Below are 12,846 nucleotides of genomic sequence, written 5' to 3' on the forward strand. Positions count from 1 at the left end.
CCGAAGACATCGTACTTCAGTACCTCGAACAGCATATCGCCGATCCTACCGGCGCCAGCCGGTAGTGGTTCAGTCGCAAATGTTCCGGAAGGCGGCCCATTCCGCCGCATCCAGCACCGGCGTGGCGGTGAAACCGGCGGGCGTGGCGGCGCGGGCCTCCGCGATGCGGTCGGCCAGCGCGGGATGCGACATCAGATGCGCCAGCAGGCCCTCGGGTTCGCCGCCGCGCGCCCGCAGCCGTTCGAACATCCGCCCCAACGCCTCGGGCGCCAGCCCGGCGGACAAAAGCAGATCGTGGGCAAAGGCATCGGCGCCGGTCTCGGCTTCCTGGCTGTATTGCGCCTCGATCAGCCGTTCGGCCAGCACCAGCACCATCGCCCCGCCCGCGAAATCCCCGAAGAGCAGCCCCAGCACCCCGATCGACCCCGCCGAGCGCAGCGCGTGCCGCGTGGGGTCGCGGCTGACCACGTGACCCACCTCATGCGCCAGCACCGCGGCGACCTCGTCGGGGGCCTCGGCGGCGTCGATCAGGCCGCGGAAGAGCACCACATACCCCCCCGGCAGCGCAAAGGCGTTGACCATGTCGTGATCCAGCACGCTGACCGTCAGGTCGTGCTGCAGGTCCAGTTGGTCGGCCAGCCGCGCCTCCACCCTGCGCAACCCGGCCAGACCGGCCTCATTGGTGCAGAACGGCACCGGCGCGACCCCGCTGTCGCCCAAGGCCTCGCGGATCTGGTTCAGCGTCACCTCGCCAAGCGCGCGCTCGCCCTCGGGCGGGATGTAATTGGCCAGCTGGTCCGCCATGCGCGGCACCAGAACGCCGACGATCAGCGCGACCGAAGCAATGGCGGCCATGGCCCAGAGCGCCAACCGCCGCCGCCCGGTCACCGGCGCGGCGCGGTCGGCCTCGGGCAGGCGCGGCAGCAGCGCGCGGTCTTGCAGGATCACCCGGGCCAGCGGATCGTCGCGGTGGCGGATCACCAGGATGTCGCGTCGGGCCTGATCCGGCACTTCGCGGATGTCGGCCAGCGGCCAGGTCAGGCGGACGGCGCCTCCGATCTCGACCGAAAGACAGCGCGCCTCTTCGTCGACCCGCGCCATGGCCGCCTGCGGCGCTGCGGATTGCCCGTCAAAGAGCGTGGCGGGGGCGGCGAATTCCGGCGCGCGCGCGCCGACGTGGAGGATCATGCTCATATCGACGCCCCCACATCCAGCGCCTCGGCAAAGCCCTCGGCCTCGGTATGTTCGTCGCGCGGCCGCTGGCGCACCGACACCAGCGCCCCGGGCGACGTGACCGCCAGCCCCAGCGCGTAATGCCGCGTCACCGGCAAGGTGATCAACGCATGGGTCAGCGCCGACCAGAGCAGGAACACCGAGAAATAGATGACCACCGACAGCGCGATCAGCGCGTAGCGGCTGGCGTTCCCCAGCGTCTCCATCCCGGCGCCAGCGTCGAAATGCAGGGTCACATCCGCCCCAATCAGCAGTACCCCGATCAGCACGACGCTCGTGACAAGGGCGAAGATCGCCAACCCGGACAGCACATAGCCCAAGACGTGGATCATCAGCACCCGGAACGGGCTGGCCTTCAGGCGCAGCCCGGCCCCCTCCAGCGTCTTGGCCCCGGTCAGACGGCGCAGCGTCTCGACCCGGTAATAGGCCAGCCCGTAAAGCCCGACCAACCCGGCCAGAACCGCGATGCCCGTGCCAAGCGGAATATTGCCGGCATAGAAAACACCTGCGCCCACAGCACCCAGCCCGCCCGCGATGAAAAGCCACTTCATCGCCGGATAGAGCATCTGCCAGCGCCCGCCCTGCACCATGCGCGCATCGCCGAACCAGGTGCGGTCGGTCTTGTATTTTTCAAGCGCGAAGGTCATGCGCGGCCACAGCAGCCCGGCGCTGACAATCGTGATCAGCCAATGCACCAGCGCCCGGCCGGCATAGCCCCAGGCCCCCGGTTCCAGCCCGAACCGCATCCCGCGCCAGCGGGTGCGCGCTAGCACATAGCGCCGCGCGCGGTACTGCGCGTAGAACCACAGCGGGATAACACCCAGAAAGCTGAGCCCATAGGCAAAGCTGTTGCCCTGAAAGAGCGAGAAGCTGGCGAACATCAGCAGCAGGTTCACCACGCCGATGTAGAACGCCAGGATCACCACAGCGATCAGAAAGCCCAGCAGCTTTTCCATCGGGTCGCCCACGTATTCCAGCGGGTGTCCACCGACGCGGATCGCCGACCAATACCAGCGCCTCAGCCGCGTCTTCATCCAGAACCGGTAGATCCCCAGCGTCAGCACCGTCAGCACACCGGTGCGCAGCGCCAGACCAAAGACACCCCGGCGGTTGCCGTGAAACGTGGTTCCCAGTCCCGGCGGTTCCGGCGCGGCGGCGGGCTCGGCCGGCGGTTCGGGCGCGCCCTCACCGGACGAGGCGCGCTCCCATGGTCCTGTCTTTTGCCCGTCGTCCACTGCACGTCCCCGTTGACCGTCATGGCCACCCTACAGCGGCAGGGGGCGCAAGGACATGCCCCGGAAACGAAAAAATCCTGTTGGAAAGCAAGGGGGGGCATCCCGGCGTGGGTGTGGGATTTCCCTGTCGGTCAGGCGTCTTCGCAGCGCACCGGGTGCATCTGTCCGTCTTTCAAACGGCTGGACGCGTCCAGTGTCGCGAACGACCCGGGCTACGTCCGAAACGGTATTGTTGCGCGGGCGTTCAACCTGTCGCCAGTCGCCTCGACCAATTCCAGCGCCTTGACCGTTCCGGTAATCGGCAGCGCCCCGATATCGGCCACGTCCAACCCTTCGATGACCGTTTGATCCGCGTTCGTCGCGACGGTCATGTGCGGTGCGTACGGCAGATCGGATCGCAGATCATGCCGGTGCGGCCCCTCGTAAAGCCGACGGTGCAAGGCTGTCAGCGTCCGTGCCCCGCGGCCACAGGTCAGAAAGAGCTTGTGAGCCTTGTCAAACGGATCCCAGGCAACTTTGGTGCCGGAAAACGCGATGGTGAGTTTCGGGGTCGTGCGGGACACGTCCTCACAGAGCCCAAGGAGGGTGTCGGCGTCTTCCCGTCTCGATCCGAAAACCAGCGTGATATGCGGGCGAACCATCCTGGCCCTGTCGGGTTCGTGAAGGGATCGAAAACGGTCAATTCCTTGAGCAACGCCACGCTCGAACTCAGGATATGCCAACACATATATCACGGCGCGACATCAGAGCCATTCAGGCGGCTTCGCAACGGGAACGTCTTCGGCGGTGCCGGCCCGCCGCTTCGGGCGCGCTGGCCTTGGGTCGAAAGACAGAGGCAAAAGGCCTCGCCTGTCATGTAAACCGGTTGTCGCGCGGGAAGCCGCGCGGGGCCATGCGGCCTGCGCTGGCGCGTTTGCCGCGCCATTCGTCCAGCGCGGTCTCGGTGCGGGTGCGCCCCGCAGGGTCGCGCCACGACAGGCCCTCGGCCAGCGCGAAGGTGGTGGCGTCCGACAGGCCGCCGTCCTTGTACTTTTGCAGCCGAACGCCCTTGCCGCGCCCCATCTCGGGCAGTTCGTCCAGACCGAAGACCAACACCTTGCGGTTCTCGCCAACCACGGCGACCGCATCGCCGGTGACGGGTTTGCAGACCTGGGCCTTTACATCGCCGCGCACGTTCAGCACCTGCTTGCCCGCGCGGGTCTGGGCCACGACCTCTTCCTCGGGCACGACGAACCCGTCGCCCGCCGACGAGGCCACCAGCAGCTTGCGCCCCGGCTTGTGGATGAACAGATCGACGATCCCCGCCTCGTTGGGCAGATCGACCATCAGCCGCAGCGGTTCGCCCATGCCGCGCCCGCCGGGCAGGGCGGCGGCGCTGAGCGTGTAGAACCGCCCGTTCGACCCGAAGACCAGCAGCCGATCGGTGGTTTCGGCGTGAAAGATGAACCGGGGGCTGTCGCCGTCCTTGAACTTCAGCTCGCGGTCCAGCGCGATATGCCCGGTCATGGCGCGGATCCAGCCCATCTGGCTGCACACCACGGTGATCGGCTCGCGCTCGATCATGGCCTCCAGCGGCACCTCTTCGACCTCGCCGGCCTCGGCGAAGGTGGTGCGCCGCGCGCCGCCCGCATAATCCTTACCGAAGGTCTTGCGCACCTCGCGCAGTTCCTCGGCGATGCGCTTCCACTGCAGGTCGCCCGACTCGAGCAGATCCTCCAGCCCGGCGCGTTCCTCCATCAGCTTGTCGCGCTCGGCCACAAGCTCCATTTCCTCAAGTTTACGCAAGGACCGCAGCCGCATGTTGAGGATCGCCTCGGCCTGCACCTCGGTCAGCCCCAGCTCGTCGTCACCCGCCACAGGCGGCGGCGAGACATAGTCGCCCTCGTCCGTCGCGCGGACATGGGTGCGGCCCCAATCCTCGCGCATCAGCGCGGCCTTGGGATCGTCGTCGTAGCGGATGATGTCGATCACCCGGTCGAGGTTCAGATAGGCGACGATCAGCCCTTCCAGCACCTCCAGCCGGTGGTCGATCTTCTCCATCCGGTGGCGGCTGCGCCGGACCAGCACGTCGCGGCGGAAATCCAGAAAGGCGCGCAGCACCTCTTTCAGCGAACAGACCTTGGGCGTGACCCCGTCGATCAGCACGTTCATGTTGAGCGAAAAGCGGATTTCCAGGTCGGAATTGCGAAACAGCATCCCCATCAGAATGTCCGGATCGACGTTCTTCGAGCGCGGCTCGAGCACCATGCGGATGTCTTCGGCGCTTTCGTCGCGGATGTCGGCGAGGATCGGCACCTTCTTGGTCTGGATCAGCTCGGCCAGCCGCTCGACCAGCTTGGATTTCTGCACCTGATAGGGGATCTCGGTCACGACGATCTGCCACTGGCCGCGGCCCAGATCCTCGACATGGTATTTCGCGCGCAGCCGGATCGCGCCGCGCCCGGTGCGATAGGCCTGCGCGATATTCTCGGCCGGTTCCACGATGGCGCCGCCAGTGGGAAAGTCCGGCCCGGGCACATATTGCAGCAGCGTGTCGTCGCGCGCGTCGGGGGCCTTGATCAGATGCAGGCAGGCGTCGATCAGCTCGCCGATGTTGTGCGGCGGGATGTTGGTGGCCATGCCCACCGCGATGCCCGAGGATCCGTTGGCCAGCAGGTTGGGATAAGAGGCGGGCAGCACCACCGGTTCCTGCAGCCGCCCGTCGTAATTGTCGCGAAAGTCGACCGCGTCCTCATCGAGGCCGCTCAGCAGCGCCTCGGCCATGATGGTCATGCGCGCTTCGGTGTAGCGGCTGGCGGCGGGGTTGTCGCCGTCGATATTGCCGAAATTGCCCTGACCGTCGACCAGCGGATAGCGGATGGTGAAATCCTGCGCCAGCCGCGCCATCGCGTCATAGATCGCGGCATCGCCGTGGGGGTGGAAATCACCCATCGTGTCGCCGCTGATCTTGGCGGATTTCAGGAACCCGCCCGTGGGCGACAGCCGCAGCCGCCGCATCGCATAGAGGATCCGCCGATGCACCGGCTTGAGCCCGTCGCGCGCGTCGGGCAGCGCACGGTGCATGATCGTCGACAGGGCATAGGTCAGATACCTGTCACCGATCGCGCGGCGCAGCGGTTCGGCGACGTCGCGGGGGTTCATGTTGGGGTCATCGGTCATGTCATCCATAGATCGTGTGATATGCGCTTCCCGACGCCCGGTAAAGCGACCGGGTGCGAAATTTTCACCGAAATTCCCTTAGGGCGGGCTGGGGAATCGGCTACTCTTGGGGCATTCTCAAAGGTCCGGTTGCGGCCATCGTATTTTCCGGGGGGCGCATGACCCGATTTATTTTACTGACGTTCGTCTTTCTGTTCTGGGCATTCTACGAGATGTCCGGCGGGGCGGGGTTCCAGCCGGGCACAGCCAGCCGTGAGATTGCCGATGACATCCCGGAGCCGGCCGTGACCCGCGCCGATACCGGCATGGTCGACCTCACCCGGCTGACACCGCCGACGCCGCTCCCCGACGTGGCGCTGGCCACCGCCCGGGCCGCACCCGTCGCCGCGCCAGTCCCGCCCACCGCACCGGCAGAGCCCGCCGCCGCTCCGGCGCCCGCAGAGGCCCCGGCGCGGGAGATTTGGCAAGTCACCGGCGCCCGCGTCAACCTTCGCGCAGGGCCGGGCACGCGGTACCAGGTCGTCACCCAGCTGCGCCGCGGCGACGGCGTCACCATCCTCAGCGATCCCGGCGGCGGCTGGGTCGAGCTGCGCGCGGTCGAGGGTGATCGGGTCGGCTGGATGTCGGCGAATTTCCTCGCGCTGGCGGCGGACTGACAAATCCGCTTGTCCATGGCCGGTGAGCCGGGCAAAAGCCGGGGTCGGAGCGGTTCAACCGGCGCGGGCAGGCAAACATGCGGAAATCCATTCTCATTACCGGCTGTTCGTCGGGCATCGGGTTCGATGCGGCGCAGGGGCTGCGCGACCGCGGCTGGCGCGTCTTCGCCTCTTGCCGCCAGCCCGAGGATTGCGCGCGCCTGGTCGACATGGGGTTCGAGGCCCCGCGCATCGACTATGCCGACGAGGCCAGCATCCAGGCGGGTCTCGCCGCGGTGCTGGAGGCCACGGGCGGCACGCTCGACGCGCTATTCAACAACGGCGCCTTCGCGGTGCCCGGCGCGGTCGAGGATCTGCCCACCGACGCGCTCCGCGCGATCTTCGAGGCGAATGTCTTTGGCTGGCACAGCCTGACCCGCGCGGTGATCCCGGTGATGCGGGCGCAGGGGCACGGACGGGTGATCAACCATTCGTCGGTTCTGGGGCTGGTGTCGGCGCCGTGGCGCGGGGCCTATAATGCGACCAAATACGCCACCGAGGCGCTGACCGACACGCTGCGGGTCGAGATGCACGACACCCCGATCCGCTTCATCGCGCTGAACACCGGGCCCGTGACCTCGGAGCTGCGCAAGAAGTCGATCCCCCATTTCGAACGCTGGATCGACTGGGAGGCCTCTCCCCGCGCCGAGCAATACCGCACCAGCCTGCTGGCGCGGCTTTACCGGTCGAACGGGCCGGACCGGTTCGAAAAGCCGCCCTCGGCGGTGACCGCCAAACTGATCCACGCGCTCGAACACCCGCGCCCCAGGCCGCGCTATTACATCACCACGCCGACCTACCTGATGGGGGCCGCCCGTCGGCTCTTGCCGACCCGGACGCTCGACTGGATCCTCTCCAGAGGTTAGCGCGGCACGATCCCGGCCCGGCGCTGCGCCCGACCCACGCCCCTCAGGCGCGTGTGACCTGGTCGAAGAGGGCCATGAAGGCCGGCCAGGCGGCGGCGTCGGCGACGGTCTTGTCGCGGCAGAAAGCGTTGCAAAAGCCGAAGACGCGGCCTTCGATCCGGGCCAGATGGGTGACCGGCTTGCCCGAATAGGGGCAGGCGTCGTTTTCGGGTGTGCCGCTCTCGACCGGTGCGGCGGTCAGCGGTTCGGGGCCGGGCCAGGGGGCCGGGCTGTGATCCCGCTGGTAGCGTTGTAACGTGGCGCCGCCGGCCAGCCCCATGGCGCGCCAGCAGCGGAAGGCCGGGTCGGCGAGGTGGCGCGCGACATAGGCCTGCGCAGGCTCGTCCACCGGCAGGCCGTAGCCCGCGATGCGCGCGGCCACGGGCGCATAGACCGCATCGGCCACACTGTAGCCGCCACAAAGCCAGGGGCCGCCGCTCTGTGTCAGCGCATGATCCCAGAGCGCGGCGATCCGGGCGACATCCGCCCGCACCGCGGTCGAGGGGCGGACCCCGGTATAAGCGGTGCGCAGGTTCATCGGGCAATCGTTGCGCAGGTCCGCAATGCCCGAATGCATCTCCGCCGCCAGGCTGCGGGCCAGGGCGCGCAGCCTGGGGTCCTGGGGCCAGAGCCCGGCCTCGGGGAAACGGCTGGCGAGCTCTTCGGCGATGGCGAGGCTGTCCCAGACGACCGCGCCGTCCTCGGTCACCATGGCGGGCACGGTGCGCGCGGGGGCAAGGGCGGTCATATGGTCGGCAACGCTGCCCTGGTCGAACGGGACCCGCTTGGTCCGGACCGCAAGGCCGAACCGTTCGAAAAACAGCCAGCCGCGCAGCGACCAGCTGGAATAGATGTAATCGCCGATGAAAAGCGTCGCCGTCATGGGGCCAATCCTTTTGCGTTTCCAGACCGCTACCGCACCCCGGACCGCCTTGTGAAACGTTGATTTGTTATGGGGCTCTTCACCCTTCGTTATGCGTTTCTTGCGAAAGGCAAGTGGGATTTGAAACTTTTTTGCAACCGCTGGTGATCCGCTGACGTTTACCCTCCGTAGACATCCATAAGCGCCGATAAAAAGCCGTAAGGCACATGACAGCTGGGGAGCGACCATGGCACTTGACGCATTCAACGACCAGACTTTGTCCCGCCGGGCCATGAAGGCCGAATTGCTGGACGCGGAAACCGAATTGAAACTGGCTTATGCCTGGCGGGACCAACGGGACGAGGCGGCGCTGCACCGCCTCATCACCGCCTACATGCGGCTGGCGATCTCGATGGCGTCCAAATTCAAGCGCTACGGCGCGCCGATGAACGACCTCATTCAAGAGGCCGGGCTGGGCCTGATGAAGGCCGCCGACAAGTTCGACCCGGATCGCGGCGTGCGCTTTTCGACCTACGCGGTGTGGTGGATCAAGGCCAGCATCCAGGATTACGTGATGCGCAACTGGTCGATGGTGCGCACCGGCAGCACGTCGTCGCAGAAATCGCTTTTCTTCAACATGCGCCGGGTCCAGGCCCGGCTGGAGCGTGAGGCGGCAGCGGCCGGCGAAACGCTGGACCGGCACCAGCTGCGGCAGATGATCTCGACCGAGATCGGCGTGCCGCTCCACGATGTCGAGATGATGGAAGGGCGGCTTTCGGGCTCGGATTATTCGCTGAACGCCACGCAATCCGTCGAAGACGAGGGGCGCGAATGGATCGACGCGCTGGAGGATGACGGCGCGCAGGCCGCCGAGATCGTCGAGGAAAGCCACGACCGCGAGCAGCTTCGCGACTGGCTGGTGACGGCGCTGAATGGCCTGAACGACCGCGAACGCTTTATCGTGCGCGAGCGCAAGCTGCGCGACGACGCCCGCACGCTTGAAAGCCTCGGCAACGAGCTGGGCCTGTCGAAAGAGCGGGTGCGCCAGCTCGAAGCGGCGGCCTTCGTCAAGATGCGCAAATCGCTTGAGGCGCAATCGCGCGAGGTGCAACACTTCCTCGCATGAGGTTCTTCTTTGCCCTTTTTGTTCTGATCGCCCCCGCAGCCTATGCTGACGGGGGCGATTTGCCGTCGGCGGATGTGCTGTTTCTTGGCGAACAGCACGACAACCCTGCCCACCATGCGCGCCAGGCCGCCATCGTGGCGGACGTTCGGCCTGCGGCGCTGGTGTTCGAGATGCTGACGCCCGACCAGGCCGGGCGCGTGACGTCTGGTCTTTTGGCTGACCAGCAAGCGCTGGAAACCACGCTGGGCTGGCGCGACAGCGGCTGGCCCGATTTCGCCATGTACTACCCGATTTTCACAGCCGCGCCCGGGGCACGTATCTACGGCGCCGCGGTCCCGCGGGAGCGGGCGCGGGCGGTGATGTCCGACGGGATCCTGGCGGTGTTCGGCGACGATGCCGATGCCTACGGGCTGTCCGATCCTCTGCCCGCAGATCAGCAGGCCACGCGCGAGGCGCTGCAGCTCGAGGCGCATTGCGACGCCATGCCCGAGGAAATGCTGCCGATGATGGTAGACATCCAGCGCCTGCGCGACGCGCGCCTGGCGCAGGAGGCGCTGCGCGCGTTGCAGGATACCGGCGGGCCGGTCGCCGTGATCACTGGCAACGGCCATGCCCGGCTGGACTGGGGCGCACCAGCGGCGCTGTCCCGGGTCGCGCCCGGGGTCAGCCTCTTCGCGCTTGGTCAGGGCGAAGAGGCGCGCGCGCCCGATGGCAGCTTCGACCGGGTCGAGACGACGGCGGGCGTGGATCGCGGCGATCCCTGCGCCGCCTTCCGGTAAGGCGCGGCGCACCGTGGCGTCATGAGGTCTTGCGGCCCGCGCACCTGCGCGCGTAGGGTCGGCGCGGGTTTTAAGGGAAGCCGAAGATGCTGTCGGGCCGACGTATCCTGTTGATCATCGGGGGCGGAATCGCCGCCTACAAGACGCTGGACCTGATCCGGCGCCTGCGCGAACGCGGCGCGGCGGTGACGCCGGTGCTGACCCGCGCGGCAGGTGAATTCGTCACGCCGCTGAGTGTGTCGGCCTTGGCGGGCGAGAAGGTCTATACCGATCTCTTCGACCTGACCGACGAGGCCGAGATGGGCCATATCCAACTAAGCCGTGTCGCCGACCTGGTGCTGGTCGCCCCGGCGACGGCGGATCTGATGGCCAAGATGGCCCACGGGCTGGCGGGCGATCTGGCCAGCACGCTTTTGCTGGCGACCGACACGCCGGTGATGATCGCGCCGGCGATGAATGTCCGCATGTGGGAGCACCCAGCGACCCAGCGCAACCTGGCCGTTCTGCGCGGCGACGGCGTGGCCGTTGTCGGCCCCAACGAAGGCGACATGGCCTGCGGCGAATTCGGCCCGGGCCGCATGTCCGAACCGCTCGAGATCGTGGCGGCCGTCGGCGCGGCGTTGTCGGACGGGCCGCTGAGGGGACGCCGCGTGGTGTTGACCTCGGGCCCCACGCACGAACCCATCGACCCGGTGCGCTATATCGCCAACCGCTCTTCGGGCGCGCAGGGCACCGCCATCGCGGCGGCGCTGCGCGATCTCGGGGCCGAGGTGATCTTTGTCACCGGCCCGGCCGAGGTGCCCCCGCCCGAAGGCGTCGAGGTGGTCGCGGTGCAATCGGCCCGGCAGATGCGCGATGCGGTGCTGGCCGCGCTGCCGGCGGATGCGGGCATCTTCGCCGCCGCCGTGGCCGACTGGCGCGTCGCGCACCCGTCGGACAGCAAGCTCAAGAAGACCAAGGGCGGCCTGCCGGTGCTGGAGTTTGCCGAGAACCCCGACATCCTGGCCGAGGTGGCGCAGATGGGCGCGGGGAGGCCCGCGCTGGTGGTGGGCTTCGCCGCCGAGACCGACGACGTGATCGCCAACGCGACCGCCAAGCGACAGAGCAAGGGCTGCGACTGGATCGTCGCCAACGACGTCAGCCCGGCCACGGGCATCATGGGCGGCGCGGAAAACGCCGTGACGCTGATTTCCGGCGACGGGGCCGAGGATTGGCCGCGCATGGGCAAGACCGAGGTGGCCCGGCGTCTGGCCAGCCGCATCGCCGAGGCCTTGGGGGAGCGGTGACGGCGCGCGCCGGATCGCATAACAGGCAGAATGACAGGAGATGGCACGTTTGGTGCGGATTGATCTGACATGGGATGAGGGCGCGGACAGGTCCCTGGGCCTGCCCGCCTATGCCACGGCGGGCGCGGCGGGCGCAGATCTGCGCGCCAACCTGCCGGGGCGCGAGGCAATGACGCTGGCCCCCGGCGCGCGGGCGCTGGTGCCGACGGGCCTGCGGCTGGCGATCCCCGAGGGCTACGAGGCGCAGGTCCGGCCCCGCTCCGGTCTGGCGCTGAAGCACGGCATCACCCTGCCCAACAGCCCCGGCACGATCGACGCGGATTATCGCGGCCCGCTTGGTGTGATCGTGATGAACGCCGGGGCCGAACCCTTTGAGATCGCCCACGGCATGCGCATCGCGCAGCTGGTCGTGGCCCCCGTGGTGCAGGCCCGGTTCGAGCTGGTCGAGACCCTGCCGGGCACGGCGCGCGGCGCGGGCGGTTTCGGGTCGACGGGGGTCGGCTGATGCTGATGGTGCTGGGTCTGGCGGCGGTGCTCTGGGGCATTGGCCATCTGATGGGCGCGCCCAAGGCGGCGCGGGTCTATATGCTCGGCCTGCTCTACGTGGCGGTGCTGGCGCTGCACCTGGTGCTGCCGGCGGGCCATCCGCTGCGCATGGCCACCGGCGAAAGCGCGGCGCTGTGGCTGATTCTCGGTGGCTTTGCCGCTTTGGCGCTGATCTATCGCGCGGTGCTGGGGCGGCTGCGCAGCCGGGCGCAGGCGAACGAGGCCGCATCGGCCCCGCCAGCGCGCCCCGGCACGTTTTCGGCCACGGAACTGGAACGCTATGCCCGCCACATGGTGCTGCGCGAACTGGGCGGTCCGGGGCAGAAGCGCCTGCGCGAAGCCAGCGTGCTGGTGATCGGCGCGGGCGGGCTGGGCGCGCCCGCGCTGCAATATCTGGCGGCCGCCGGGGTGGGGACCATCGGGGTAATCGACGACGACGTGGTCGAGAACGCCAACCTGCAGCGGCAGGTGATCCACCGCGACGACATGATCGGCACGCCCAAGGTCTTTTCCGCCGAGGCGGCGATGAAGGCGCAGAACCCCTACGTGACCGTCCGCCCCTACAAGCGGCGCCTGGAGGCCGGGGTCGCCGAGGAGCTTTTTGCCGAGTATGACGTGATCCTCGATGGCACCGACAATTTCGAGACGCGCTACCTGGCCAACCGCGCGGCTGTGGCGGTGGGCAAGCCGCTGGTCTCGGGCGCGCTCAGCCAGTGGGAGGGCCAGTTGAGCGTCTTCCATCCCGCCGAGGGCGGCCCCTGTTACCAATGCGTCTTTCCCGAGGCCCCCGCGCCGGGGCTGGCGCCTTCTTGCGCCGAGGCGGGGGTTCTGGGGCCTTTGCCCGGCGTGGTCGGCGCGATGATGGCGGTCGAGACGATCAAGCTGATCGCGGGCGCCGGCGCGCCGCTTCGGGGCGAGATGCTGATCTACGATGCGCTCTGGGGCGAGACGCGCAAGATTTCGATCCCCCCGCGTGAGGGCTGCCCGGTCTGCGGATCCTGACGCCCGCGCCGCGACCGG

Annotated in this window: 12 protein-coding genes; 7 read left to right on the forward strand and 5 right to left on the reverse strand. The window is 68.1% G+C overall.

Features of this window, described 5'->3' with window-relative positions; genetic code table 11:
• Nucleotides 1-69: 69 nt before the first annotated feature.
• The 4 genes from RXV88_RS00005 to RXV88_RS00020 form a co-directional block, all read right to left on the reverse strand.
• On the reverse strand, nucleotides 70-1,188 hold the full coding sequence (locus RXV88_RS00005) for a M48 family metallopeptidase (RefSeq protein WP_316289624.1): 1,119 nt from the start codon (nucleotides 1,186-1,188) through the stop codon (nucleotides 70-72).
• 2 nt (nucleotides 1,189-1,190) lie between these two features.
• Nucleotides 1,191-2,468, reverse strand: a complete 1,278-nt coding sequence (locus RXV88_RS00010; RefSeq protein WP_316289625.1) for a DUF898 family protein — start codon at nucleotides 2,466-2,468, stop codon at nucleotides 1,191-1,193.
• 212 nt (nucleotides 2,469-2,680) lie between these two features.
• Entirely contained in the window at nucleotides 2,681-3,202 is a 522-nt protein-coding gene (locus tag RXV88_RS00015) for a 2'-5' RNA ligase family protein (protein ID WP_316289626.1), read from the reverse strand.
• A gap of 118 nt (nucleotides 3,203-3,320) precedes the next feature.
• Nucleotides 3,321-5,636 (reverse strand): DNA topoisomerase IV subunit A, encoded by a 2,316-nt coding sequence (locus RXV88_RS00020; protein ID WP_316289627.1) that lies wholly within the window; start codon nucleotides 5,634-5,636, stop codon nucleotides 3,321-3,323.
• Between the two features lie 149 nt (nucleotides 5,637-5,785).
• Here RXV88_RS00020 and RXV88_RS00025 point away from each other — a divergent pair, with 149 nt between their 5' ends.
• Together RXV88_RS00025 and RXV88_RS00030 are read left to right on the forward strand one after the other, a co-directional pair.
• Entirely contained in the window at nucleotides 5,786-6,283 is a 498-nt protein-coding gene (locus tag RXV88_RS00025) for an SH3 domain-containing protein (protein ID WP_316289628.1), read from the forward strand.
• A 77-nt stretch (nucleotides 6,284-6,360) separates the two neighbouring features.
• Complete coding sequence (locus RXV88_RS00030) at nucleotides 6,361-7,188, forward strand: SDR family NAD(P)-dependent oxidoreductase (RefSeq protein ID WP_316289629.1); 828 nt, start codon at nucleotides 6,361-6,363, stop codon at nucleotides 7,186-7,188.
• Between the two features lie 43 nt (nucleotides 7,189-7,231).
• Here RXV88_RS00030 and RXV88_RS00035 read toward each other — a convergent pair whose 3' ends face one another.
• The gene (locus RXV88_RS00035) at nucleotides 7,232-8,110 is read right to left on the reverse strand and encodes a glutathione S-transferase (protein ID WP_316289630.1); all 879 of its coding nucleotides are present in this window, start codon (nucleotides 8,108-8,110) and stop codon (nucleotides 7,232-7,234) included.
• Nucleotides 8,111-8,336: 226 nt separating this feature from the next.
• On the opposite strand from RXV88_RS00035, the gene RXV88_RS00040 reads away from it, so the two are divergent.
• The 5 genes from RXV88_RS00040 to RXV88_RS00060 all read left to right on the forward strand — a co-directional run bounded on the left by RXV88_RS00040 (nucleotide 8,337) and on the right by RXV88_RS00060 (nucleotide 12,828).
• Nucleotides 8,337-9,215, forward strand: coding sequence for an RNA polymerase factor sigma-32 (locus tag RXV88_RS00040; protein WP_316289631.1), 879 nt, complete (start codon nucleotides 8,337-8,339; stop codon nucleotides 9,213-9,215).
• Nucleotides 9,212-9,994, forward strand: a complete 783-nt coding sequence (locus RXV88_RS00045; protein ID WP_316289632.1) for a ChaN family lipoprotein — start codon at nucleotides 9,212-9,214, stop codon at nucleotides 9,992-9,994. Before RXV88_RS00040 ends, RXV88_RS00045 begins: the two co-directional genes overlap by 4 nt.
• A gap of 86 nt (nucleotides 9,995-10,080) precedes the next feature.
• The gene (gene coaBC / locus RXV88_RS00050) at nucleotides 10,081-11,280 is read left to right on the forward strand and encodes a bifunctional phosphopantothenoylcysteine decarboxylase/phosphopantothenate--cysteine ligase CoaBC (RefSeq protein ID WP_316289633.1); all 1,200 of its coding nucleotides are present in this window, start codon (nucleotides 10,081-10,083) and stop codon (nucleotides 11,278-11,280) included.
• A 40-nt stretch (nucleotides 11,281-11,320) separates the two neighbouring features.
• On the forward strand, nucleotides 11,321-11,785 hold the full coding sequence (dut, locus tag RXV88_RS00055) for a dUTP diphosphatase (protein WP_410468784.1): 465 nt from the start codon (nucleotides 11,321-11,323) through the stop codon (nucleotides 11,783-11,785).
• Complete coding sequence (locus RXV88_RS00060; RefSeq protein ID WP_316289634.1) at nucleotides 11,785-12,828, forward strand: molybdopterin-synthase adenylyltransferase MoeB; 1,044 nt, start codon at nucleotides 11,785-11,787, stop codon at nucleotides 12,826-12,828. The genes dut and RXV88_RS00060 overlap by 1 nt, the downstream gene beginning before the upstream one ends.
• The last annotated feature ends 18 nt before the right edge of the window (nucleotides 12,829-12,846 follow it).

Source organism: Aestuariicoccus sp. MJ-SS9, from assembly GCF_032586235.1.
Lineage (GTDB): Bacteria > Pseudomonadota > Alphaproteobacteria > Rhodobacterales > Rhodobacteraceae > Aestuariicoccus.